Origin of the sequence: Providencia sp. Me31A (assembly GCF_050487165.1) — a bacterium.
Taxonomy (GTDB): domain Bacteria; phylum Pseudomonadota; class Gammaproteobacteria; order Enterobacterales; family Enterobacteriaceae; genus Providencia.
Genome location: NZ_JBKQGZ010000027.1, coordinates 1 through 22773, shown reverse-complemented (window position 1 = coordinate 22773; position 22773 = coordinate 1). Strand labels below are relative to the sequence as shown.

23 protein-coding genes and 3 pseudogenes are annotated in these 22773 nt (G+C 41.1%); 12 read left to right on the top strand and 14 right to left on the bottom strand.

All coding sequences use genetic code 11. The features are described from left to right. The first annotated feature begins 216 nt into the window (after window positions 1–216). The gene (gene pepT, locus ACLPIE_RS19100; RefSeq protein WP_430263303.1) at window positions 217–1455 is read left to right on the top strand and encodes a peptidase T; all 1239 of its coding nucleotides are present in this window, start codon (window positions 217–219) and stop codon (window positions 1453–1455) included. A gap of 116 nt (window positions 1456–1571) precedes the next feature. Here pepT and ACLPIE_RS19095 read toward each other — a convergent pair whose 3' ends face one another. From ACLPIE_RS19095 to rluE, 8 genes are all read right to left on the bottom strand, one after another. After that, a complete protein-coding gene (locus tag ACLPIE_RS19095) occupies window positions 1572–2696 on the bottom strand; it encodes a ribosomal protein uL16 3-hydroxylase (RefSeq protein ID WP_430263301.1) in 1125 nt (374 codons plus the stop codon). A gap of 248 nt (window positions 2697–2944) precedes the next feature. Beyond that, on the bottom strand, window positions 2945–4402 hold the full coding sequence (gene phoQ, locus ACLPIE_RS19090) for a two-component system sensor histidine kinase PhoQ (RefSeq protein WP_430263299.1): 1458 nt from the start codon (window positions 4400–4402) through the stop codon (window positions 2945–2947). Window position 4403: 1 nt separating this feature from the next. Beyond that, the gene (phoP, locus tag ACLPIE_RS19085) at window positions 4404–5078 is read right to left on the bottom strand and encodes a two-component system response regulator PhoP (protein WP_430263298.1); all 675 of its coding nucleotides are present in this window, start codon (window positions 5076–5078) and stop codon (window positions 4404–4406) included. A gap of 240 nt (window positions 5079–5318) precedes the next feature. Beyond that, window positions 5319–6689 (bottom strand): adenylosuccinate lyase, encoded by a 1371-nt coding sequence (purB, locus tag ACLPIE_RS19080; protein WP_430263296.1) that lies wholly within the window; start codon window positions 6687–6689, stop codon window positions 5319–5321. A 17-nt stretch (window positions 6690–6706) separates the two neighbouring features. Continuing rightward, a complete protein-coding gene (gene hflD / locus ACLPIE_RS19075; protein WP_430263294.1) occupies window positions 6707–7333 on the bottom strand; it encodes a high frequency lysogenization protein HflD in 627 nt (208 codons plus the stop codon). Window positions 7334–7335: 2 nt separating this feature from the next. Beyond that, complete coding sequence (gene mnmA, locus ACLPIE_RS19070; RefSeq protein WP_430263335.1) at window positions 7336–8439, bottom strand: tRNA 2-thiouridine(34) synthase MnmA; 1104 nt, start codon at window positions 8437–8439, stop codon at window positions 7336–7338. 142 nt (window positions 8440–8581) lie between these two features. Beyond that, a complete protein-coding gene (locus ACLPIE_RS19065) occupies window positions 8582–9031 on the bottom strand; it encodes an NUDIX hydrolase (RefSeq protein WP_430263334.1) in 450 nt (149 codons plus the stop codon). Next, a complete protein-coding gene (gene rluE / locus ACLPIE_RS19060; protein WP_430263292.1) occupies window positions 9024–9683 on the bottom strand; it encodes a 23S rRNA pseudouridine(2457) synthase RluE in 660 nt (219 codons plus the stop codon). Before rluE ends, ACLPIE_RS19065 begins: the two co-directional genes overlap by 8 nt. A 540-nt stretch (window positions 9684–10223) precedes the next feature. On the opposite strand from rluE, the gene icd reads away from it, so the two are divergent. Then, window positions 10224–11477 carry an NADP-dependent isocitrate dehydrogenase gene (gene icd, locus ACLPIE_RS19055; RefSeq protein WP_430263291.1) on the top strand — a complete coding sequence of 418 codons (1254 nt, stop codon included), beginning with the start codon at window positions 10224–10226 and terminating at the stop codon, window positions 11475–11477. A 121-nt stretch (window positions 11478–11598) separates the two neighbouring features. Here the strand turns inward: icd and ACLPIE_RS19050 are convergent. Then, window positions 11599–12321 (bottom strand): annotated as a pseudogene (locus tag ACLPIE_RS19050) (tyrosine-type recombinase/integrase); the annotation flags it as partial. A gap of 66 nt (window positions 12322–12387) precedes the next feature. Between ACLPIE_RS19050 and ACLPIE_RS19045 the strand changes: the two are divergent. Further along, a complete protein-coding gene (locus ACLPIE_RS19045; RefSeq protein WP_430263290.1) occupies window positions 12388–12741 on the top strand; it encodes an antitermination protein Q in 354 nt (117 codons plus the stop codon). Window positions 12742–12819: 78 nt separating this feature from the next. On the opposite strand, the gene ACLPIE_RS19040 is transcribed toward ACLPIE_RS19045, so the two are convergent. Further along, window positions 12820–13383: a hypothetical protein gene (locus ACLPIE_RS19040; protein ID WP_430263288.1), complete on the bottom strand. Its 564-nt coding sequence runs from the start codon at window positions 13381–13383 to the stop codon at window positions 12820–12822. A gap of 345 nt (window positions 13384–13728) precedes the next feature. Between ACLPIE_RS19040 and ACLPIE_RS19035 the strand changes: the two genes are divergently transcribed. Both ACLPIE_RS19035 and ACLPIE_RS19030 read left to right on the top strand, forming a co-directional pair. Then, window positions 13729–14091, top strand: coding sequence for a DUF2628 domain-containing protein (locus ACLPIE_RS19035; RefSeq protein ID WP_430263287.1), 363 nt, complete (start codon window positions 13729–13731; stop codon window positions 14089–14091). A gap of 144 nt (window positions 14092–14235) precedes the next feature. After that, complete coding sequence (locus tag ACLPIE_RS19030; protein ID WP_430263286.1) at window positions 14236–14448, top strand: hypothetical protein; 213 nt, start codon at window positions 14236–14238, stop codon at window positions 14446–14448. Here ACLPIE_RS19030 and ACLPIE_RS19025 read toward each other — a convergent pair. Continuing rightward, the gene (locus tag ACLPIE_RS19025) at window positions 14445–14984 is read right to left on the bottom strand and encodes a hypothetical protein (RefSeq protein WP_430263284.1); all 540 of its coding nucleotides are present in this window, start codon (window positions 14982–14984) and stop codon (window positions 14445–14447) included. The genes ACLPIE_RS19030 and ACLPIE_RS19025 overlap by 4 nt on opposite strands. A gap of 280 nt (window positions 14985–15264) precedes the next feature. Here ACLPIE_RS19025 and ACLPIE_RS19020 point away from each other — a divergent pair, with 280 nt between their 5' ends. From ACLPIE_RS19020 to ACLPIE_RS19000, 5 genes are all read left to right on the top strand, one after another. Next, window positions 15265–15624, top strand: a complete 360-nt coding sequence (locus ACLPIE_RS19020) for a phage holin family protein (protein ID WP_430263283.1) — start codon at window positions 15265–15267, stop codon at window positions 15622–15624. After that, entirely contained in the window at window positions 15617–16009 is a 393-nt protein-coding gene (locus ACLPIE_RS19015) for a M15 family metallopeptidase (RefSeq protein WP_430263282.1), read from the top strand. Before ACLPIE_RS19020 ends, ACLPIE_RS19015 begins: the two co-directional genes overlap by 8 nt. A gap of 194 nt (window positions 16010–16203) precedes the next feature. Continuing rightward, complete coding sequence (locus tag ACLPIE_RS19010) at window positions 16204–16773, top strand: phage antirepressor N-terminal domain-containing protein (protein WP_430263281.1); 570 nt, start codon at window positions 16204–16206, stop codon at window positions 16771–16773. A 207-nt stretch (window positions 16774–16980) separates the two neighbouring features. Next, complete coding sequence (gene lysC / locus ACLPIE_RS19005; RefSeq protein ID WP_430263279.1) at window positions 16981–17286, top strand: Rz1-like lysis system protein LysC; 306 nt, start codon at window positions 16981–16983, stop codon at window positions 17284–17286. Further along, window positions 17276–17557: a hypothetical protein gene (locus tag ACLPIE_RS19000; protein ID WP_430263278.1), complete on the top strand. Its 282-nt coding sequence runs from the start codon at window positions 17276–17278 to the stop codon at window positions 17555–17557. The genes lysC and ACLPIE_RS19000 overlap by 11 nt, the downstream gene beginning before the upstream one ends. A gap of 296 nt (window positions 17558–17853) precedes the next feature. On the opposite strand, the gene ACLPIE_RS18995 is transcribed toward ACLPIE_RS19000, so the two are convergent. Further along, the gene (locus ACLPIE_RS18995) at window positions 17854–18075 is read right to left on the bottom strand and encodes a hypothetical protein (protein ID WP_430263277.1); all 222 of its coding nucleotides are present in this window, start codon (window positions 18073–18075) and stop codon (window positions 17854–17856) included. Between the two features lie 212 nt (window positions 18076–18287). Between ACLPIE_RS18995 and ACLPIE_RS18990 the strand changes: the two are divergent. Next, window positions 18288–18932: pseudogene (locus ACLPIE_RS18990) on the top strand (transposase); the annotation flags it as partial. 63 nt (window positions 18933–18995) lie between these two features. Then, a pseudogene (locus tag ACLPIE_RS18985) lies at window positions 18996–19713 on the top strand (helix-turn-helix domain-containing protein). 181 nt (window positions 19714–19894) lie between these two features. Here ACLPIE_RS18985 and cobO read toward each other — a convergent pair. Together cobO and ACLPIE_RS18975 are read right to left on the bottom strand one after the other, a co-directional pair. Beyond that, window positions 19895–20485, bottom strand: a complete 591-nt coding sequence (gene cobO / locus ACLPIE_RS18980; RefSeq protein ID WP_430263276.1) for a cob(I)yrinic acid a,c-diamide adenosyltransferase — start codon at window positions 20483–20485, stop codon at window positions 19895–19897. Window positions 20486–20511: 26 nt separating this feature from the next. Beyond that, window positions 20512–22170 carry a fumarate hydratase gene (locus tag ACLPIE_RS18975; RefSeq protein ID WP_430263275.1) on the bottom strand — a complete coding sequence of 553 codons (1659 nt, stop codon included), beginning with the start codon at window positions 22168–22170 and terminating at the stop codon, window positions 20512–20514. Window positions 22171–22773: the final 603 nt, after the last annotated feature.

The following is a 22773-nucleotide window of genomic DNA, read 5'->3' as shown; positions in this document are numbered from 1 at the left end:
TAATACGTTTTGATTAATAACCTTATTAATAATTGGTATTAAGCTATATTTAAAAGAGTAAAAGTATCAATTCGTTAGAATATTAGGAAAAAAATAAATTTTGTTAAAGATTTATAGAGAAAACTTGCAATGATTAACAGCAAAGCTGATTTGAAACAATAATTGAATCTGTGATCTTTTCCATAATATGAACATTGACATTTTAAGGGGAAGGGTATGGACAAACTCTTGGAGCGGTTCTTTGAATATACTGCTTTTGATACACAATCAAAACTGAATGCAAAAACAGTACCGAGTAGCACAGGTCAGCTAAAGTTTGCCCGCGCACTGGTTAATGAACTGATTGAATTAGGATTTGAACAAGTCACACTTAGCGATCAAGGTTGCTTGATGGCGCATTTGTCATCAAACGTTGATTGGGATGTTCCCACAATAGGTTTTATTTCACACTTAGACACTGCGCCAGATTTTTCGGGTAAAAATGTTTGCCCGCAAGTACTTGAAAATTATCGAGGTGGTGATATAGCGCTGGGTATTGGTGATGAAGTACTATCTCCAGTTATGTTTCCTGTATTACATGAAATGATTGGTAAGACACTGATCATGACGGATGGTAAAACCTTATTAGGGGCAGATGATAAGGCGGGAATTGCTGAAATTATTACTGCGTTAGTGCGCTTAAAAGGAAATAATATTCCTCATGGCAAAATTTGTCTTGCATTTACCCCCGATGAAGAAATCGGGCGCGGGGCTCGTCATATTGATTTTAAACAGTTTGATGCGTTGTGGGCCTACACTGTAGATGGTGGTGGTGTGGGGGAGTTGGAGTATGAGAACTTTAACGCAGCTAACGTCGGAATTAAAATTGTAGGCAACAATACACACCCAGGCACAGCAAAAGGGGTGATGGTTAATGCTCTTAGCCTTGCTAATCGAATTCATTCCATGTTACCACCAGATGAAACCCCTGAAAAAACAGATGGATATGAAGGTTTCTATCATCTGACGTCCATGAAGGGTACGGTAGAAAAAGCTGAACTGAATTATATTATTCGCGACTTTGACTTAGCTAGCTTTGAGGCAAGAAAGAAAAATATTATTCGTATAGCGGAAAAAGTGGGTGAAGGTTTACATCCTAGTTGCTACATCGAATTGACGTTAGATGATACTTATTACAATATGCACAAAGAGGTTATGAAATATCCGCATGTTGTTGAATTAGCTAAACAAGCGATGCTTGATTGTGGTATTGAACCGATTGTTCAGCCAGTACGTGGTGGAACCGATGGTGCACAGCTTTCCCATCGCGGCCTACCATGCCCAAATATTTTCACTGGGGGATATAATTTTCATAGTAAACATGAGTTTATTACGCAAGAAGGGATGGAACAGGCTGTCAGTGTGATTATGCGTATTGCCGAATTAACGGCAATTCATGCACGTCAGTCATCGTGATATTTAGCTAAATTAAAACGCTCAGCCTGATACCATTTTGAGCGTTTTTGTCTGTATGCATAGAATGAGTAAAAGGCCCCAATAATGAGCCTTTTGTCAGTTAATGATGACTTATACTAGTCGTCGAAGTACCAATAACCATTATTGACTAATGCAGTGAGTAGAGCGATAAAATTCACATCATCAATTGCATCACCTAAAACTTGGCTATTTACTGCATCGTAGCGACACAAGCTATCAGCGGCTTCATAACACTGAGTATCTAAGGATTCACCATTAACGAAAAACTGATCGCCAACTCGTAATGCTCTGAGCCCATTCAACTTATATAAAGTTTCTTGTTGGCTTTTCAGTAGATCATAAATTTCATCATGTTCAAATGGCGGCTCAGGTGGTGCAATATCTAATTCATGGCGTGATTGAGAGATAAACTCGCCGAGCCACTTACGGAATAGTTCAGGATCGTTAATTAACGACTCCATCATTTCTCGTAATTTAATTTGCTCACCTTGCAAAATTTCAGCGGGATTGTCACGGAATGATAAATCAGGGTCGCTATAACGATAACTTCCTAAATCGTTTGAAATTAAGTGATCTGCAAAGCTGCTGATCAGCTCCCGGGTATTAGGGGCTCGAAAACCGACAGAGTAATTTAGTGATGGCTCAATCGCATAACCTTCATGTGGGAATCCGGGTGGAATATATAGGATATCACCAGGTTCCATTTCTTCATCAATGATGGCATCGAATGGTTGCACCTGTAACAAATCTGGATGAGGGCAGTGCTGTTTCATAGGAATTTTTTCCCCAACACGCCAACGTCGGCGACCTTCACCTTGAATAATAAATACATCGTATTGATCGAGATGTGGGCCGACACCACCACCTGGAACTGAATAGGAGATCATCAAGTCATCCATCCGCCAGTCGGAAAGGACCCTAAATGGTTTCATCAGTGCTGAACTCGGATGATGCCAATGGTCAACGGCTTGCACTAAAATAGTCCAGTTTTCCTCGCCGAGATGGTCATAACTTTCAAATGGGCCATGACCAACCTGCCAAATCCCTTCCTTGTGGCTGACTAAACGGCTATCAACCTCATCTTCCATCGCTAAACCTGCAAGTTCATCAGGTGAGATAGGATCAATAAAATTTGCAAACCCTTGTTTAATAAGGAGTGGGCGCTTTTGCCAATGACTGTCTAGAAAACTCTGCCAGTCTAGATTTAGTTTGTAATCCATCTTATTGTCCTTTGGAGCTGTTGAATATTGACGACTATTTGGCGGCAATATTTCAGGCCGACTAAATGGTGCGAAATGGCTTTTTAGTAAGGTAAGCCAACAAAGGTCTTTTTTATCCAGCCATATAGCCGCTGGTTTCACCTATACGAAAGCCAGTGATAGCATGACTCCCTCCTAAAAAAGCGCTTTATAAATAGTATACCGGAAACAGTTTGTAAAATAGGAGAAAAATGGATTCATATCACAGATTAACCATCCGTAAACATAGATTGCTGCCGAAATGTGACGGATAAACGCGCTCCACCGAGAGGGCTATCCTCAATCGTGATTTCACCGTCATATTGGTCAATAATATCAACGGCAATGGATAAACCTAAACCTTGGCCGGGGCGCAGTGTATCTGCGCGTTGTCCGCGAACAAATATTAGACTGCGTTTACTTTCTGGTACACCGGGGCCATCATCATCAACAATTAAGGTAAGGCTATCAGCCCCTGTAACTGCTGTCACTTCGACAAACTCTAAGCAGTACTTACAGGCATTTTCCATGATATTGCCCATAACTTCCATAAAGTCATTAGGTTGTCCAAGCCAAGTTATTTCAGGGGAAATATCAACAGTGATTGACACCCCTTTGTGTTGATAGACTTTATGCAGCGCACTAGCCAAGCCGTCAAGTATTGATGGAACAGAGGATATTTCGCGTAATATCATATTTTCATCGCCTTGGGTTGAGGCGCGGTGCAAATAATAACCAACTTGTTGAGAAATACGACCAATCTGCTCAAGCATAATAGGCTCGGCTTGATCAATATTCATTTGCTTGCCTGAACGCAGTAAACGTAAGGTTGATTGTAATACTGCTAAAGGTGTTTTTAGGCTATGGGTTAGGTCGGAAAGTGTGGTTCGATATTTGCTATAGCGTTTGCGCTCGTTAGTGAGCAAAATATTAAGATTACGCACTAGACCACGCAATTCCGCTGGTGGGTTTTCATCTAATGAGTCCCGTTCACCTTTTTCGAGACTACTGAGCTGTGAAACTAATGACTTTATTGGTCGTAAGCTCCAATAAGCGGCAAGCCATAACAGTGGGATAACTAAGATTAAGTTAGCGAGTAGTACATAGCCAAACCATTCCCACACTAAGCCCGTATTTTGTAGATCTTGGGGTAGAGTATCGACCACAACAATCGTTAAGTTTGGCAAGTTTTCACTGGCGGCATATTGGTTGACTGAGACGGAGTGAGTAAGCGGCTCATCGTCATTATTCATGTTATCCAACTTGGTGTTAAATTCTGGATTATCATCAAGAAGTTGGCGAGTCTCACGAATATCCGTATCTATTTCATATAAGCCTTCTTTTTTTAGCCAATCATTGCGGATTAACCGTTCAACGCTAGGCACATCGCGCTGGCGCCATAAAACTTGTCCTTCATCATCATAAATAATAACGAGAGTGGGGTTATTTAACGTAAAATTAGGGGGAACACGGATATCAATTTTGTTGTTTTGCCATTGAGCCAAGCTGTATATTAAATTACTTTGGCTACGCAAAAGGGTGTAAGTGGTTTTATCAAAACTAATTAGATAACCGAGTATGGCTACAATACCATATGATAAGCTCAGCGCTAATATTACTGCGGACGTTGCGCATAGAAAACGTGCTCGTAGTGACAGGGGCTTAAACTTAAATTTACTTAACCACATATTAGGCATTCACATCAAAACGATAGCCCTGACCACGAACAGTCACAATGACATCATCGTTATGAAACTGTTGAATTTTCTTTCTTAGCCTTCCCATTAATACATCGATAGTATGGCTTTCGCGCAGCTCTGCATCGGGGTACAGTTGTCGCATTAATGAGTCTTTGCTGACGACTTTGCCATTATTACGCAGCAATGTTTCAATAATGGTGTATTCGAAAGCAGTGAGCTTGACCGCTTCACCATTAACAGTGAATTCCTTACGCGATAGGTCAATTACGAAATGACCTAATTCAAGAACTTGTGAAGCGAGACCACTGTTTCTGCGCATTAAAGCTTGCATTCGTGCAACCAACTCCTCAAGTTGGAAGGGCTTAGTAACATAGTCATCAGCCCCGCTATTTAGCGCTTGGACTTTTTCTTGCCAGCTTTCGCGTGCGGTAAGCACAAGAATGGGGATATTTACATGGTTGCCACGCCAACGTTTAATCATTGATAAGCCATCTTCATCAGGTAAGCCTAAATCAACAACAGCAATATCAGGGCTGCTTTCATGTAAAAAGTAGTCAGCTTCTTTTGCGTCTTCAGCTGAATCAACTTGGTGACCAAGCTCTTTTAACTGAACGGTTAAATGGTGGCGAAGTAATGCATTGTCTTCGACGATAAGTATACGCATCTGAAACCCTCATGGTAGATAAGAGATAGTCACTATTAAGATGATAGTAGCACTAGAAACGCTATGGTAAAAACAGTTCTCTATTACGACAAGGGATTAAGTAAATATAAATCAAACAAACCGTAAAAATAACAGTGAATGGTTAAAATTAGTGGGGGGAATAAAACATGGCAGTCACGGATAGAGTAAAAGAAAGGTAAAAGGCGGCTTTGAGGCCGCCTTCGCTAGAATATATTAATATTATTTTAATTCATCAATAAACGTGACAGCGTAACCAATGTAGTTAGCAGGAGTCATGGCTTTCAAACGTGTTTTTTCATGCTCAGGCAGTTCTAAGCCATCAATGAACTGTTTCATGCCTTCTGCGGTGACTCGTTTACCTCGGGTTAACTCTTTGAGTTTCTCATAGGGTTTTTCAATGCCATAACGGCGCATAACCGTTTGAATAGGTTCTGCTAAAACTTCCCAGTTTTGATCTAACTCATCCAGTAAGTGCTGTTCATTAACTTCTAATTTGTTCAAACCTTTCATGGTCGATTGATAAGCAATCAACGCATAGCCTAACCCAACACCTAAGTTCCGTAACACTGTGGAGTCAGTTAAATCACGCTGCCAGCGGGAAACAGGGAGCTTACTCGCTAAGTGGCCAAGAACTGCATTTGCTAAACCTAAGTTGCCCTCAGAATTTTCAAAATCGATAGGGTTAACTTTATGAGGCATGGTTGATGAACCAATTTCACCTGCAATTGTTTTTTGTTTGAAGTGATTTAATGCAATGTAGCCCCAAATATCGCGATCAAAGTCTAATACGATAGTGTTGAAGCGTGCGATGCAATCAAATAGCTCAGCAATATAATCATGAGGTTCAATTTGGGTGGTGAATGGGTTCCATTGGACGCCTAATGAAGTCACAAAAGTTTCGCTAAACTCATGCCAGTTAACTTCAGGGTAAGCGACCATGTGTGCATTGTAGTTACCTACTGCACCATTAATTTTTCCTAAAATTTCAATCTGTTGCAGCTGGCGGTACTGACGCTCTAAACGATAAGCAACGTTAGCAAATTCTTTACCAATGGTTGATGGGGTCGCAGGCTGACCATGAGTACGTGATAGCAATGGTAAGTGGCGATATTCATGAGCCATCGATTTGATTTTGTCAATAATTTGACGCCACTGTGGTAGCAATACTTCTTCACGAGCTGTTTTAAGCATGAGTGCGTGAGATAGGTTATTGATATCTTCAGAAGTACAAGCAAAATGAATGAATTCAGATACTGCATGGAGAGCAGGAATACCGGCTACTTTTTCTTTTAAGAAATATTCGACAGCTTTAACATCGTGGTTTGTTGTGCGTTCAATTTCTTTGATGCGCATTGCATCTTTTTCGCAGAAGTTAGTGACGATTTCATCTAAGTAAGCGATTGCGTCAATATCAAATGAAGGAACTTCTTTAATTTGAGCAGTTGCAGCCAGTTTTTGTAGCCAACGAACTTCAACTTGCACACGAAATTTCAGTAAGCCAAACTCACTAAAAATAGTGCGTAAAGCGCTGACTTTATCACCGTAACGGCCGTCAATCGGGGATACAGCGGTCAGTGAGGATAATTCCATTGGTAGCAACTCCAGATTTAAAGGTGAGACAAAATTTCTTTCGCCTGATTAGCCAGACGATTTCGAGAAAACATCAATTGTGTGCGACTTCCACCAACTTGTTGCCAAAGCACCGCACTGCGAATACCGGCTAGTAAAGTGGCTCTCACTTTGGCTTGAACTAAGGTGTTTTTCAGGATGTCAGGGGAGCCGGTGACTTGAATTCTTGGGCCAGCGGGGCTTACAACGTCCACATAAATACCAGCAAGGGCATTAAAAACCCCTTCAGAAAAAGGCTCAAAATAACTGGCTTGTCGTTCAAACTGCTCAATTCGTTGGCCTAACTGGTTCATAGCTTCTTGATTTTTATTTAAACGACGTTCAAGCGCCATAATACTTAGCATATAACGAGTCATTTCAGCGGATAAGCCACTGTTACCGCCCGTTAGCATCCCCAACATTGCGCCTAAACCGGTTTTTAAATTAGCCGTATCATTGCCAAACACATCTAATGTTGATTTTGGGTTCATGTTAGTTAGGCTATTGACCATTGTTTCAATATCTTGCTCTTGGCAATGGCCTTCGTGTGCCAACTTTTGAACCATAGCGCTTGCTTGGCAGATACCCGCGAGCGCTAGCGTGATATCGTAGTAATTTTTAGCCACATTTACTCCTGAATACGGGCTTCAATGATGCCGCCACCGAGGCAGACTTCGTTAATATAGAATACCGCTGATTGTCCTGGCGTGACAGCCGCAACTGGGTAATCGAAAGCAACTTCAATACGGTCTTCGCTCAATGGTGTAATAGTACAAGGGATATCCGCTTGACGATAACGCGTTTTGACTACGCAACGTAGTGGCTGAGTGAGCGTTTGTCTATCCACCCAATGCAATTGTTGTGCAATGAGCCCAACAGACATTAAGCGAGGATGTTCATGACCCTGTGCAACAATTAAAATATTATTTTCAACATCTTTATCAACGACATACCAAGGTTCTTCTGAACCTTCCTTTGTGCCTCCGATACCTAAACCTTTGCGTTGTCCCAGAGTGTGATACATTAACCCTTCGTGTTGACCTATGGTTTCACCATCGACTGTGACGATTGGGCCGGGTTGAGCCGGTAAATAACGGCCTAAGAAATCGCGAAATTTGCGTTCGCCAATAAAGCAAATACCCGTTGAGTCTTTTTTCTTCGCAGTGATCAGGCCTATTTCCTCTGCGATGCGACGAACTTCTGGTTTTTCCAGCTCACCGACAGGAAAAAGGCTTTTAGCGACTTGTTCGTGGCTTAATGTATATAAAAAGTAGCTTTGATCTTTATTGCCATCTAAACCACGCAATAACTGACTTTTCCCGTCAATATCACGGCGACGTACATAGTGACCTGTTGCGATGTAATCTGCCCCTAAATCTTCAGCCGCAAACTCTAGAAATGCTTTGAATTTGATTTCTTTGTTACACAGAATATCAGGATTTGGTGTACGGCCTGCTTTGTATTCTGTTAGGAAGTGCTCGAAAACATTGTCCCAATATTCCGCAGCAAAGTTAATGGTATGTAGTTCAATGCCTAATTTATCACAAACGGCTTGTGCGTCAGCGAGATCAGTCGCGGCAGAGCAATATTCCGTATCGTCATCTTCTTCCCAGTTCTTCATAAACAGCCCAGCAACCTGATACCCCTGCTGTTGCAGTAAGTATGCGGATACGGAGGAGTCAACACCACCGGACATACCGACGATGACTTTTTTTTGGCTGTTATCTGACATGGTACTGTTATTTGACATGGAAATAGTCTCAATGCGGAAAAATCAAGCCCCATACTTTAGCATGTTGTTCCCTTATTGCACCAGAGCTAGAGGGGAATATTATTGCTTGGTGATAATTTCACCAAGCAAGGCAGGGGGATGATCAGCGGTAGTGATCGCCATATGCTGCAAGTATATCTAGCGGGTAATGTTTTCCTGTTTGAAAGCAGCGTAGGCTTTGTGCAACTAATGGAGAGCGTAGGCATTGGCTTTCGAGTATTTCTTGAGCACTGAGCCAATGGCAACGGGTAATATCACTATCTTGCGGGTAGGTTTCACAAGGCGTATCCAGTTCAACTGCAAACAAAAAACGGATAAATTGAGTGTTATCCGGGGCAATCCATTGATGAACTTTGATTAACTGGGTGGGCGTGGCGCAAATACCTGTTTCCTCTAAAAGTTCACGTTCTGCGGCTTGCAAAATGGTTTCATTGGCTTCTAAATGCCCCGCAGGTTGGTTCCATGTCGGTTTATTGTTAATCCACTCTTCGACAACTAAAAATTTATCTTTGGCATGTACAATGGTAGCCACAGTTACATTAGGTTTAAACAACATTTACCTCCTTCCATTCACCAACTGAAAGATTTCCTAAACTAAACTCGCCCATCTGATAACGGATAAGGCGCAAGGTAGGGAAACCAATATTTGCCGTCATTCGACGAACTTGTCGATTGCGTCCTTCATATAAGGTAATTTTCAGCCAACTTGTGGGAATATTTTTTCGCTCGCGAATTGGCGGGTTGCGAGGCCATATCCACTCTGGCTCACTCACCAATTCAGCCCCAGCGGGCAGTGTTGGCCCATCATTTAAGGTAAGCCCAGTGCGAAATTTTACTAGTGCAGCTTCATCGGGTACACCTTCTACTTGAGCATAGTAGATTTTCCCCGTTTTTTTCTGAGGCTGAGTTAAACGTGCTTGCAGTTTCCCATCATTGGTTAAAATTAATAAGCCTTCACTGTCCCTATCTAAACGTCCAGCAGCATAAATATCTGTAATAGGGATATAGTTTTTTAAGGTGTCACGTCCTTGTTCATCCGTAAATTGAGGAAGAACATCGAACGGTTTATTGAATAAGATGACTTTACGTGGTGTTTGGCGTTTTACTGAGCCGCCTAAGACACGTTTAGTTTTATGCCTAAAATCAGCAGGGCGCTGGGCGTGACTATTTTTTTTTGTGGCTGATTTGGTATTTGGCTTATTCATAGTATTTCAATAATAATTGTTTATATTGATTTAATTAATATTTAAATAACGCTTAGTTTAGGTGATTTGGTCCTTAGATCCTAGGCTATATTTATTGATAACAATGTAATAATCAATTAACAACTTTAAAAACATTTAAATCAATAAGTTCAATTTTTCATTTAAAAATAAGTACATATGATATAATTTTGTTCTTGGTTGTGTGAGCAGGCGCGTTTTTCTATTAGGCAATACTTGTTAGTATTAATGTGACATTAAAAATGTCAGTCAGAATAATATAATTAATTAAATGAGACCCTTGGTAGCTCTTTATGATTGTTAATTTACCTACAGATAGTGGAGTGCTTAAATCAATTTATTGATTTAAAAGTAGTTATAAATAAGTATTCCCTCAATTCTTAGGATAGAGTAGCACGTTAAATGCGATCGGCATTGAAGCTTAGATGACTAATCATTGGCGTTCGGCGCAGATTGAAGTAGTATTGACACGTCTCTTACAAAAAATTAACAAGCAAAATACGCAAGTGAAAGGAGAGGTTAATGGAAAGCAAAGTAGTAGTTCCGGCAGAAGGCGCTAAAATTACCATTGATGCAAAAGGCAAACTGAACGTTCCGAACAACCCTATTATCCCTTATATCGAAGGTGACGGTATTGGTGTTGATGTCACTCCAGCAATGTTAAAAGTGGTCGATGCTGCAGTTAAAAAAGCCTACAACGGTGAGCGCAAAATTTCTTGGATGGAAATTTACACCGGTGAAAAATCTACACAAGTTTATGGTAAAGATGTTTGGTTACCAGAAGAAACTCTCGATTTAATCCGTGATTACCGTGTTTCAATTAAAGGCCCTTTAACAACTCCAGTTGGTGGTGGTATTCGTTCTCTGAACGTTGCACTGCGTCAACAACTTGACCTGTATATCTGCTTACGTCCTGTTCGTTACTACAAAGGAACGCCAAGCCCGGTTAAGCAACCTGAACTGACTGATATGGTTATCTTCCGTGAAAACTCCGAAGATATCTATGCGGGTATTGAGTGGAAAGCAGGTAGCGCGGAAGCTGACAAAGTGATCAAGTTCCTGAAAGATGAAATGGGCGTAACCAAAATCCGTTTCCCACAAGACTGCGGTATCGGTATTAAGCCTTGTTCAGAAGAAGGGACAAAACGTTTAGTTCGTGCTGCGATTGAATATGCAATTGATAACGGCCGTGATTCAGTGACATTAGTTCATAAAGGTAACATTATGAAATTCACTGAAGGTGCATTTAAAGACTGGGGTTATCAATTAGCGTTAGAAGAATTTGGTGGCGAATTATTAGATGGCGGCCCATGGGTTAAAATCAAAAACCCCAAAAATGGTAAAGATATCATTGTTAAAGATGTTATCGCGGATGCTTTCTTACAACAAATCCTATTACGCCCAGCTGAATACGATGTCATTGCTTGTATGAACCTAAATGGTGACTACATTTCGGACGCATTAGCTGCACAAGTGGGTGGTATTGGTATCGCCCCAGGTGCAAACATTGGTTCTGAGTGTGCATTATTTGAAGCAACTCACGGTACTGCGCCAAAATATGCAGGCCAAGATAAAGTAAACCCAGGTTCTATTATTCTTTCTGCTGAAATGATGTTACGCCATATGGGCTGGACTGAAGCGGCTGACCTAATCGTTAAAGGTATGGAAGGCGCAATCGAAGCTAAGACTGTAACCTATGACTTCGAACGTCAATTAGAAGGCGCTAAATTATTGAAATGTAGCGAATTCGGTGACGCAATCATTAAACACATGTAATTTATTACGTGGTGTGATTAATAACGGGAGCTTAATAGTTCCCGTTTTTTATTATCACTTCTGAAACGGTTATCAAAAAGTTATCAAAACGAATTATCAAAACCTATCTATATTCCGACGATTAAATAACAACTCTCACCCAATCCTTACCCCGATCATCATTATATTTATCGGTCATTTTTTGCGATTTATGGCCTAGTAAATTTTTTGTATTAATTCCCTGATCCCGATACAGTCTTTCAGATAAAGATCGTTGCTCATGGAATGATGCCGGCGTTCCTTCACCCCAATCAATATCAGTTTTATTTCGCGCCTTCTTGAAGTTTGTTGTTATTGTATTTGCTGTAACTTGCTCACCTCTATTTGCTTGAGATGTTGTTCTAAAATAATGAATCAGATACGGACTGAGAACACGGTCACGGCATCTAGAAACAACATCTCTCAGCGACATGTTTAATGCATCAGATCTTAACGCCAGTGGAATAGCCAGTTTACTTCCTGTTTTTTCTTGCGTTACATGTAAATGGTCATCCCAAATATCACTAAATTTCATTGCTGAAATATCGCCAAGTCGTTGTCCTGTAATGACAGCTAATAACATCGCATTGCCTAAGTACTTATGTTGTTTATCTGCGACATCAAATATTTTTTGCCATTCTTCTAAATTAAGGCGCTGGCGGGTAATTCGTCTTTTTGGTTGTTTAGTTGCGAGTGCAGGGTTATATCCTGGTGGAACTTCACCGGCATGCTGCGCTTCTTTGAATACGTCAATTAACACAGAGCGAATAACTTGAGCCATACGATGTTGGCCATTGGATTTATACTCATCGAGTATTGATGCGATAAAGGTCTTATTTATAAGCGCAAGGACGTAGTCAAACATCCTGGTATAACGAGACTAGACGGAACAGTGGTTATTGAGCCATGGATTGAAAATGAAAAGGTGGATGAGTTATGTGTTTCTTGCAATGGAAAAGGGCAAATGGCACACCGTTGTCGCTGTAAAGGGCGTGGTAAAGTATTAGATGAAGCACAAACTAAGCAGCAGGGCGTTCCTGTATTTAAAGATTGTCCTCGTTGTGCTGGTAAGGGGTTCAACCGTGTACCGTCGTCTTTGGCATATAATGCAATAAGACATTTAGTGCCAGACCTTAACGAAAGAACATGGCGTAGAAATTGGAAGCCGTTCTATGAAAAATTAACAAGTAAGTGCTTTATTGAAGAAAGCATAGCGGAACAATCATTTAGTAAAGTGATTAAATAGAAAAGCGTTAAATGTAGCCAAGCAAGAAAAAAATTTAACATTTTGCTTGGCTAATGATTTAAATTATAGCTAGCTGAGTTATTTGTAATTCTTACCCCCAGTAAACCAGCTTTTTTCAAATTCACATTCTTTATCTCCATCCCAAGTATCAGGTGCCGCTTTTTGCGTGGTAAGGTCGAACACTCCTACACCATACCCCGAATTAAGCGGATACAGGTCATAATCATGGCCTTCTTTTGGTATAAAATCATATTTATAGGTTGTATATTCTGTCGTTGACTGATTTCTAAATGTCTCCTTGGTAAGAGTTACTCTTAGTCGTTGGTTAGCCTTTATCCTATACTCAAGCGCATCACGATCTTTTAACTCTTCTGAAGGAGGAAGCATATCAGGTAGCCTTTTGTTGAATGTAGATTTAATTCCAGCAATGTTAAAACCAGGACCTAAGCTTCTACTGTCAACTTTTTTATAACAATCTCCTGATTTTTCGTATACTTCAAGTGCTAAGGTTGATAGATAATTTTTTGCTCTTATTTTAGCAGCATCAGGACCAGTATAATCCTCAGGGGCTTTACTTAGACTCACAGAACAGGCGGATAAGGAGCTTGCTACAAGGCAAGCAAAAATATACCTTTTAATCATGATGTTTACCTCTAAACCATTTTTTAATTGTTGAATATTATAAGCTGATTAAATCAGATTTATTAGTTTAGCTAGTTTTAATAATAGTACATATTACTTAAGTGTAACTAAGTATGAGTTTTGTACGGTATATTATTAAATTTACAGTATGTTTGCATTTTGTCCGAAACTGGATTATTATCTTCTAATAATGGACATTCTATACCTAGTCACATTAAACCAATTCAAGACCTCGCAATAGCGGGGTTTTTTTATACCTAAAATAAACATAAGACTTGCTGTTACGTTTGGTCAGAGTTACATGTGTAGTTATGTACATAGAGTTGTTTTTGTTGTACATTGCAAATGAAATTTAACTTATGTGATGAAAGAATTATGGATAATTCAATAAACGATAATCTTAAATATATAACCTTTACTAAAGGCGATAGCACCGTTACAGTTAAAAATGGCTTTTCATGGACTGCATTTTTCTTCGGATTTTGGGTTTATCTTAATAGAAAAATGTGGGGTGCTTTTATACTGTGGTTAGTTGTTGGTCTGGTGTTCATTACTTTGTCTCTCGGTGCGAATGGAATTGCAGAAAGCACCGGTGATACTAGACTTGCGTCGGTAATCTTTTTAATTAGACTTCTATACTCTGTGTATCAAGGTGGCACAATTAACAAAAACCACATGCTTAGATTAAAAAAGCAAGGGTACGTATAATGATGGTGTTATATGCAGCTATCACGAACCCACACTTAGCCTGATAACAATCAGCCACAACACCATCTCGAACCACAAAATATTCCAAAAATTATTCCAAGGGCTGCGCATTGCGTGGCCTTTTTCTATTTAAGAGAGGTCGTTATGGAAGATAAAATCAAACCAGCAGTTATCGAAAAAGTCATAATAACAAACAGCAAACCAAGCCTAGAAGAACGAGTAACAGCATTAGAAAAACAGCTCACTGACATGCAAGCGGCAATGAGCTGTGAATCACTATCTTATGTTGAATCTGATGCCCTGAAAGAAGTCAAAAAAGCTGATGGAACTATCGCTTACCGGATAGGAATGTTTTAATTTATGGAAAATATAATCTTCTTATATAAAACAACATAACAAATAAATAGCTTAATACGATTTGGGGTGCCTTTATCGAGTATGGAGTAATTGCCTGAGATCGTTCCGTCTTCATTATAGGTTTCCAGCGGGCTATCAATAGAGAGGTCGTCGGAAGGATTATCGGCTTTATATTCTCTTAATATCTTAATTAAGCTATCTATTGATTCGTTAGGTATTAATTCCCTTCCGATTTGGTGAGCAGCATTATTTCTTATTTTGTTAATTATCCTTAGACAAGAACATAACTGTTCAGGAAGTCCCAAATTCTTAACCAGTTTGAACTTATCACTACAATTCATACGAATAGTGTAATTACCTTCACCAAAAAAATTATTAGCGTCACATGCAGCACAGATCCAGGCTTCTGAAAGTTGTTCACAGAGCAAATGGATACGTAGCACAGCCCCGATATCATCTTCAGTAAAAATAGATTGAATCATCAATTCCACGGAGTCTGTTTCAGCTAATTTGTCTATAAATATTTGTTTATTCATCAGTGTTCCTCTGGAGGTGGGTATGGATTTAACAAGCATAATGAGCATAACTATATCAGATAAGGGGGTGGCATTGACCTTTAATGGTGTGGTAGCTAGTTACAATAAAAATGGTCGCCTAAAGGCGTGTTTGGGAGATAAATCAAAAACCCCAACTCAGCTAACCTTTACGGACAAGCGATCTAGTTCAAAGTAATCAATCACCTTACATAAAATGTAAACCTAGCTGCTATTGCTGGTGGCTTTCTATTAACTAAATTCCTCCGGTAAGGGGGTGGGTATGAAACGTATGCCAGATAAAATTGAATGGTGGGAGCAACTACTGCGCTGGCTGCAAAACATTCTCCCACTCCTCGGTGGTTTTTCTTTCGCTACAGCGATTGCTTATATTCGGGAACGGAGGGAAGGGTCTCACTGGAAGCAATCATTGGGTGAAGCCATTATGTGCGGCTTACTCAGCGTAGGAACAATAAGACTGATTGATTGGTGGCTTTCTCGAAGCGGTGATGCCGAAGCATGGTCAGTCTTGGCTGAATTTTGCGGTGTTATGATTGGTTTTCTCGGCACCAAGAAGCTATACGCGCTGTTTGAAGCAGTTATACAGATCATTAAAAATCGTTTTGGAGCAAAAAATGAATAATTTCAAATTCAGCCAGCGAAGCGAAAGCAATCTCAAGGGTGTTAACCCTGATTTAGTTAAAGTTATTCGCCGCACTCTGGAAATAACACCTGTCGACTTCATTGTTATTGAAGGTCTGCGAACTCAAGAGCGACAAAAGCAACTGGTTGTAGAAAAGAAATCACAAACGATGAGTAGCCGTCATTTAACAGGGCATGCAGTAGATATCATCCCCGTGAATACAAAGTGGCAGGTTGACGAGTTTAAGCCGCTATTGAAAGCAGTTAAGCAAGCCGCTGATGAGTTGGGTATTAAGTTGCGCTTTGGTATTAACTGGAAGAATGACCCATTACTGCCAATTGAAACTAAGTTTATTGATTGCCCACATGTTGAGATCCCCGCTTAAACAAATTATTTAACCGACAGGCTTCGCAATCGTGAGGCCTTTTTATATCTGCGTTTTATGCACACCGAAAGTGCAAATCACATCGAGCCAATATTTAGGTAATGAGCCTTTGAGGGGATCAGCTATAGCTGGTGTCGCTTCGATGGGCTGATTTCCTATTTCGGCAAGGGTTCATTACTAAATAGGTAGACACTATGACAAATACTATTACTGTTCCATTTTACGATCATGAGCTTTATGTTGTTGAGCATAACAACGAGCCGTATGTCCCCATGAAGCCGATTGTTGAAGGTATGGGGCTGGACTGGAAAAGTCAGCTTAATAAGATTAAGTCCAGATTTCGTAAAGGTATGGTGGAAATCACCATACCTTCAAAAGGTGGTGAGCAATCAATGGTTTGCTTACAACTTAGAAAGTTGTCGGCTTGGATGCTGACCATTTACCCCAATAAGGTAAAGCCTGAAATCCGCGACAAAGTGATCCAGTATCAAGAAGAGTGCGACGATGTACTTTATCAATATTGGACTACAGGGCAAGCTATTAACCCTCGCAAGCTTAGCGTCATGGAGCAACTTAATGAGGCCTGTGCGGATTATAAACGGGATGAAGCCATTGCAAGTAAATTCGGCAAGGGACTGAATACATGGAAAGACGTTAAACCTCAACATGAAAGCAAAATTCAGAGTCTAAAAGAGCTGGCTGGTGAATTGGTACTTGATTTTATTCTGATGGAAACTGGTAAAGGTAAAATAATGAGGAGCTAGCCGTGATCTGGAAAGTATCAGCTATCTATGTTGCTGGCATTGCTATGTTTATTTGCACTCTTGGTTGGCAGACTTCGCAAGTTACTGAGTTGAGAAGTCAATTATCAGCATATGAAGCAATCAACAAAGTAACCCAATCCGCTATCTCTCTTCACTATCAAGTATCACTCGACAACATCAAATCAAAGCAATTAGAGGACTCAGAACATGTCAAAGTTAAGACTGTTATCAAAACAGTGCTCAAAGACAATGAGTGCGCTAATACTGCTGTGCCTGACGATGTTGTTAGTGAGTTGCGAAAGTACAAAAGCGGTATTGATTCCCGTTCAGTCGCCACCGATACCAGCACAACTAACCGCTGATTGTCCTCAGCCTGATGTACCAGAGCAGATGGATTGGAAAGATATGCCGCAACTGCTAGTAGACGCGATGAATACAATAGCCAAGTGCAACTTAGACAAGAAAGCAATACGGGAAATTGAACAACAACGACAGGTGAATAATGGCATCTAAAAGGTCTGTTTTAGAGGATTTATTTCTTTTCAGAAGAAAGGCTGATGTTATGTATGATGATGCTTACAAGGTATCATCACTTGCTTTGAAAATAGCCGCTGGAATTACCCCAATCTTAACGGAAAGAGGAGCAGAAAAAGATATGGAGCTTCTCGCTAAAATATATCGTTTAGTTGATCTTGTTAATGATACAACAGCACATTCAAATGAGTATGCCGATTCACTCATCAATGAATATAAACGAGTGATGAAAGGTATAAATAAGCTATAGGTTATTTTATTTAATTCTACAAATGCTATTCATTGAGTAGCATTGATAGAGTTTTATATATGTTTTGAATGCTGGTGCGTCATGAAATAAGAGATCCTAAAAATAGCAAACTAAGTGAGGAGCTATATAACAGAACTAGACCACAAAAAGCTGCTAGGGTGAGCCTGATAAGCAGAGTTGAAAAGTTAAAACTTCTACACCCTTTGAAGCAATAGAAAATCAAATATATTAAAATAATATCAATGACAATAGTTAAAGTAAGTCCAATTAATGGTGTCAGCATTTTCAATCCCAAGCTATTCAACAGGGTTATTTAGCTTTCTTTTTTTGCTCATAAATCGCCAAATCTCGGGGGAATACAAAATTAAAGTGATGAAAAAGAAACTAAGGATAAATAATTTATGGAAGCCACTAATCAACACTATGATTAAAAAGATAATCATTACTGCTGTACGCCATTTAAAATTCGACAGGAAGTCTGCAACGATATCAGAAACTTTATCTAGCGGGTCTAGCATGAAGCACTCCTATATCTGTTTTTAATCAGTCTACAGAATTAAGTCAAATATACCAATAGCCATCAGCTAATCACTGGTGGCTTTTTCATTTATGGAGACAGTCATGTCAGATAAAAAAGAAATAGCCACCCTATTGTAAGTATCCCGGAAAAAAGTCCCATTCACTTTCAGAGATCTTCATCCATACTGATATGTATCCTGAGGAGATCGCTATGCGTAAAGCCCGATTTACTGAACATCAGATTATCGCCGTTCTGAAATCCGTCGAAGCCGGACGGACAGTCAAAGATGTCTGCCGTGAAGCCGGTATATCCGAAGCCAGCTACTATAACTGGAAAGCCAAATACGGCGGAATGGAAGCGTCTGATATTAAAAAATTAAAAGACCTTGAAGAGGAAAACCGGCGTTTAAAACAGATGTTTGCTGATCTGAGTCTTGAGTGCCGGGCACTGAAGGATGTTATCGAAAAAAGCTTTAAAAACAGCGGTAAAGCGGGAGCTTGTCAGTTACCTTATCGAACGGTATTCGATGAGCATCCGTCACGCCTGCCGGGCCTTATCGCTGAGCAGAACGGTGTATTTTTACAAACCGGTACCCGGCGGGATGAACCGGTGATACAGGCGCTGACAGAGGCGGCAGAACGTTATCCCCGTTACGGGTTTAAAAAGCTGTTTCAGATCCTGCGCAGGCAGGGCAACGGGTGGAATCATAAGCGCGTTCACCGGATCTATTGTCTGCTGAAGCTGAACTTTCGCCGTAAAGGCAAACAACGTCTGCCTGTGCGCAATCCGGCACCACTGGCAAAGCCGGAGGCACTGAATCAGAGCTGGTCGGTTGATTTTATGCATGATGCGTTGATCTATGAAAGTCTGGACTTCGGTTGACAATTAGTTTTTTCTAATTGTAGCCGGAGGTCAGATATGATGAACATTAAAGCTAAACGAGATATTGCACATAAAACAAAAATCTTAAATCATGCCCGTGAGAGCAAAAATATTGCTAAAACTTGTCGTCATTTTGGGATCAGTAGAGAAACTTTTTATACTTGGAAAAGAGCTTATGAACGAGATGGTGAGAAAGGATTAATTAATAATAAACCTTGCCCTGAAAATCCAACCAGAAGAGTTGCAAAACACATCGAAGAACTGGTTATTTATCTGCGTACGACTTACCATTTTGGCCCCCAACGTATCGCTTGGTATCTTCTACGGTTTTTTCATAACATCAAAATATCACGCACTGGCTGCTATTATGTATTGCTAAAAAACAAATTAAACCAACTTCCCCAAAATCAACGAAGTCGCTCTAAATCACTATTTAAACGTTATCAGAAACAAGTGCCAGGGCACCATGTTCAGGTTGATGTGAAGTTTTTATTTTTTAATACGCCTGATGGACAACGAATTAAACGTTTTCAATATACGCAATTGATGATGCAACACGGATCAGAGCACTTAAAATTTATGAGAGGCACAAATTCCAATCGAAATTTAATTGGCATATTCATGATCTAGGGATGATGTTGATTTACACGAAAAATTAGCTGAATGGGAGGCATTTTATAATTGTCATCGCCCTCACTCAGCTCATGCTGGTAAAATACCGTATGAAGTGTTAAAAAATAAGCTTGGTCTTTAAGACTAAACATCAGCCGAGGTTCTGAGTGACACAATCTCCTCCCTTTGAAAATATCAATACAGGTTTATCCGGCACCCGCAGTCTATTCTGAAAAACCGCTATAATACCGCTTTACCGGCAAATAAAATCGCCCCGTATCAATGGAGCGATTGTGATTGCAGGATTGTATTTACGAAATGAATTACCAGTCGATACCTTTCTGTGCCTGAATACCGCTGTCAAATGCGTGTTTAACCGGGCGCAGTTCACTGACGGTGTCTGCCAGATCGGTGATATCGCGGTGACATCCCCGGCCGGTAATAATTACGCTCTGGTTTTCAGGACGGTTTTTCAGGTAACTGATAATCTCATCCAGATCAATATAGCCATAGCGTACCATGTAAGTCAGTTCATCCAGCACCACGAGGTCATAAGACTGATCCTGTAACATTGCTTTACCGAACTGCCACACTTCCTGTGCCGCTTTGGTATCACCTTCTTTATCCTGTGTATTCCAGGTAAAACCGGTGCCCATAATGTGGAACTCAACCCCCAGCTTTTCCAGCACGTTGCGTTCACCGCATTCCCACTGGCCCTTGATAAACTGCACCACGCCCACTTTCATGCCGTGCCCGGCGGCGCGGGTCGCCGTACCAAAGGCTGCTGTGGATTTCCCTTTCCCGTTACCGGTGAAGACCATCAGGACTCCGCCGGTCTTCTGAGCCGCGGCAACGCGCCCGTCGACATGCTCTTTCAGTTTCTGTTGCCGTTGTTGATAACGTTCGTCGCTCATGCAAACTCCTCAGGGAAAGTGTTGTCTCAGGCTGGCTGGCCTGCCATGCATTTATCACATTTTTTCGTCTGAACCTGTTCGAAGAAGTTATTCCCTTTATCATCCACTAGGATAAAGGCCGGGAGCCCTTCCACTTCCATTTTCCAGACCGCTTCCATACCCAGTTCAGGGTATTCCAGAATATCCAGGCTCTTCACATATTCCTGTGCCAGAATCGCCGCCGAACCGCCGATGCTGCCCAGATAGAAGCCGCCGTGTGCTTTACAGGAATCGGTCACCGCCTGACTGCGGTTACCTTTTGCCAGCATCAGCATACTGCCGCCCTGCGACTGGAACAAGTCCACATACGGGTCCATCCGGTTACCGGTGGTCGGGCCGAGAGATCCAGAGACCAGGTCTTCCGGTTTTTTCGCCGGACCTGCATAGTACACCATATGATCTTTAAAATACTGCGGTAATCCCTGTCCGCTGTCCAGACGCTCTTTCAGTTTCATGTGCGCGATATCACGGGCAATGATAAGCGGACCACTGAGAGAGATACGGGTGGAGACCGGATATTTGCTCAGCTCTTTCAGAATTTCCGCCATCGGCCGGTTCAGGTCGATGCTGACCATGTCACTTTCATTCTCTTTGCGCATGGATTCTGGAATATAACTTGCCGGATTGTATTCCAGTTTTTCCAGCCAGATCCCGTCTTTGGTGATCTTCCCTTTAATATTACGGTCAGACGAACAGGACAGAGCCAGACCAATCGGACAGGAGCCGCCGTGACGAGGCAGGCGGATCACTCGGATATCGTGGGCGAAATATTTACCGCCGAACTGTGCACCGAAGCCGAATTCACGTGTCGCTTCCAGCAGTTCCTGCTCAAGCTCACGGTCGCGGAAAGCGCGGCCCAGCTCGTTGCCGGTATCCGGCAGGTTGTCATAATATTTGGCGGAGGCCAGTTTCACTGTTTTCAGGTTCATTTCCGGTGACGTACCGCCGATACAGAACGCAATATGGTACGGCGGGCAGGCCGTGGTGCCGAGATACTTCATTTTGTCGATCAGGAATGCTTTCAGGCGCTCATGTTCCAGAATCGCTTTGGTTTCCTGATACAGCGCGGTTTTGTTGGCAGAACCGCCGCCTTTGTTGATAAACAGGAAGTGATATTCTGCGCCTTCAGTCGCCAGAATATCAATCTGTGCCGGTAAGTTGGTACCGGTATTCACTTCCGTGTACATATCCAGTGCCGCGTTCTGTGAATAACGCAGGTTTTCGCGCTGGAATGTGTTGTAAATACTACGGGATAAGCATTCTGCGTCATTGACGCCGGTCCACACCTGCTGACCTTTTTTCGCCACGATAGTCGCGGTGCCGGTATCCTGGCAGTTCGGCAGAACACCTTTGGCTGAGATTTCCGCATTACGCAGCAGTTGCAGCGCAACATATTTGTCGTTTTCGCTGGCCTCAGGATCGCTTAAAATCTGGGCGACCTGCTTCTGATGTGCTGGACGGAGGAAATAGGAGGCATCATGCACGGCCTGCCGGGCAATCAGTGTCAGCGCTTCAGGTTCAACCTTAAGCATCTCACGGCCCTCAAATGTCGCCGTGGAAACGTGCTCCCTGCTCAGCAAATAATAGTCTGTTTTATCTTCCGATAACGGGAATGGCTCCTGATACTCAAAAGTTTTATTTGTCATTATATTCACTCGTATTAAATCAGAAAAATGAAGAACGTATTGACACACAATTTAAAAATAAATTTACCTGCCACGATTATGGTGGCTTATTACATACGAAAACAAATGATTAAAATGAAGAAGTTGGTGAATTTTATGAAGGAACAGACACGTATCACACCATTTTAATATCGTTATTAAATCTATTTAAAAACAAGGCAATAAACCATAAATTAACGATTTAAAAATGAGAAAATAACATATTAATATTACATTTGATGATTGAATTAAATTTATAAAATAAAAAACCAAAGTTTATTTTAATAAAAATGAGATCTTAATACGGAAATACAGAACAATGAAAATGTAAAAGTGTTAAGCGGGTAGTAAGATGCAGACTGCGAATATAAAAAAACACAGGTAAAAATCCGTACCTGTGTCTTTTTCATACCTGAAATAGATTCGTCAGCCTGCTTTTTCAGCAACTCCGGCTCTGCGTAAGCGCTTAATGAACCAGTAAAGCTTTACTCAACCTCACTGATTTCTACGTTCCATGGCATGAGATCCGACACATCATCTTTCGGACTTCGTTTTGGTAACTCGGTAAACAGGTGTTGGAAGTAA

What these genes read in the sequence shown, in the direction of transcription:
- pepT (WP_430263303.1), top strand. Translation starts at nt 217, where the DNA reads ATGGACAAACTCTTGGAGCGGTTCTTTGAATATACTGCTTTTGATACA.
- ACLPIE_RS19095 (WP_430263301.1), bottom strand. Translation starts at nt 2,696, where the DNA reads ATGGATTACAAACTAAATCTAGACTGGCAGAGTTTTCTAGACAGTCAT.
- phoQ (WP_430263299.1), bottom strand. Translation starts at nt 4,402, where the DNA reads ATGTGGTTAAGTAAATTTAAGTTTAAGCCCCTGTCACTACGAGCACGT.
- phoP (WP_430263298.1), bottom strand. Translation starts at nt 5,078, where the DNA reads ATGCGTATACTTATCGTCGAAGACAATGCATTACTTCGCCACCATTTA.
- purB (WP_430263296.1), bottom strand. Translation starts at nt 6,689, where the DNA reads ATGGAATTATCCTCACTGACCGCTGTATCCCCGATTGACGGCCGTTAC.
- mnmA (WP_430263335.1), bottom strand. Translation starts at nt 8,439, where the DNA reads ATGTCAGATAACAGCCAAAAAAAAGTCATCGTCGGTATGTCCGGTGGT.
- rluE (WP_430263292.1), bottom strand. Translation starts at nt 9,683, where the DNA reads ATGAATAAGCCAAATACCAAATCAGCCACAAAAAAAAATAGTCACGCC.
- icd (WP_430263291.1), top strand. Translation starts at nt 10,224, where the DNA reads ATGGAAAGCAAAGTAGTAGTTCCGGCAGAAGGCGCTAAAATTACCATT.
- ACLPIE_RS19040 (WP_430263288.1), bottom strand. Translation starts at nt 13,383, where the DNA reads ATGATTAAAAGGTATATTTTTGCTTGCCTTGTAGCAAGCTCCTTATCC.
- ACLPIE_RS19035 (WP_430263287.1), top strand. Translation starts at nt 13,729, where the DNA reads ATGAAATTTAACTTATGTGATGAAAGAATTATGGATAATTCAATAAAC.
- ACLPIE_RS19030 (WP_430263286.1), top strand. Translation starts at nt 14,236, where the DNA reads ATGGAAGATAAAATCAAACCAGCAGTTATCGAAAAAGTCATAATAACA.
- ACLPIE_RS19025 (WP_430263284.1), bottom strand. Translation starts at nt 14,984, where the DNA reads ATGAATAAACAAATATTTATAGACAAATTAGCTGAAACAGACTCCGTG.
- ACLPIE_RS19020 (WP_430263283.1), top strand. Translation starts at nt 15,265, where the DNA reads ATGAAACGTATGCCAGATAAAATTGAATGGTGGGAGCAACTACTGCGC.
- ACLPIE_RS19015 (WP_430263282.1), top strand. Translation starts at nt 15,617, where the DNA reads ATGAATAATTTCAAATTCAGCCAGCGAAGCGAAAGCAATCTCAAGGGT.
- ACLPIE_RS19010 (WP_430263281.1), top strand. Translation starts at nt 16,204, where the DNA reads ATGACAAATACTATTACTGTTCCATTTTACGATCATGAGCTTTATGTT.
- lysC (WP_430263279.1), top strand. Translation starts at nt 16,981, where the DNA reads ATGTCAAAGTTAAGACTGTTATCAAAACAGTGCTCAAAGACAATGAGT.
- ACLPIE_RS19000 (WP_430263278.1), top strand. Translation starts at nt 17,276, where the DNA reads ATGGCATCTAAAAGGTCTGTTTTAGAGGATTTATTTCTTTTCAGAAGA.
- ACLPIE_RS18995 (WP_430263277.1), bottom strand. Translation starts at nt 18,075, where the DNA reads ATGCTAGACCCGCTAGATAAAGTTTCTGATATCGTTGCAGACTTCCTG.
- cobO (WP_430263276.1), bottom strand. Translation starts at nt 20,485, where the DNA reads ATGAGCGACGAACGTTATCAACAACGGCAACAGAAACTGAAAGAGCAT.
- ACLPIE_RS18975 (WP_430263275.1), bottom strand. Translation starts at nt 22,170, where the DNA reads ATGACAAATAAAACTTTTGAGTATCAGGAGCCATTCCCGTTATCGGAA.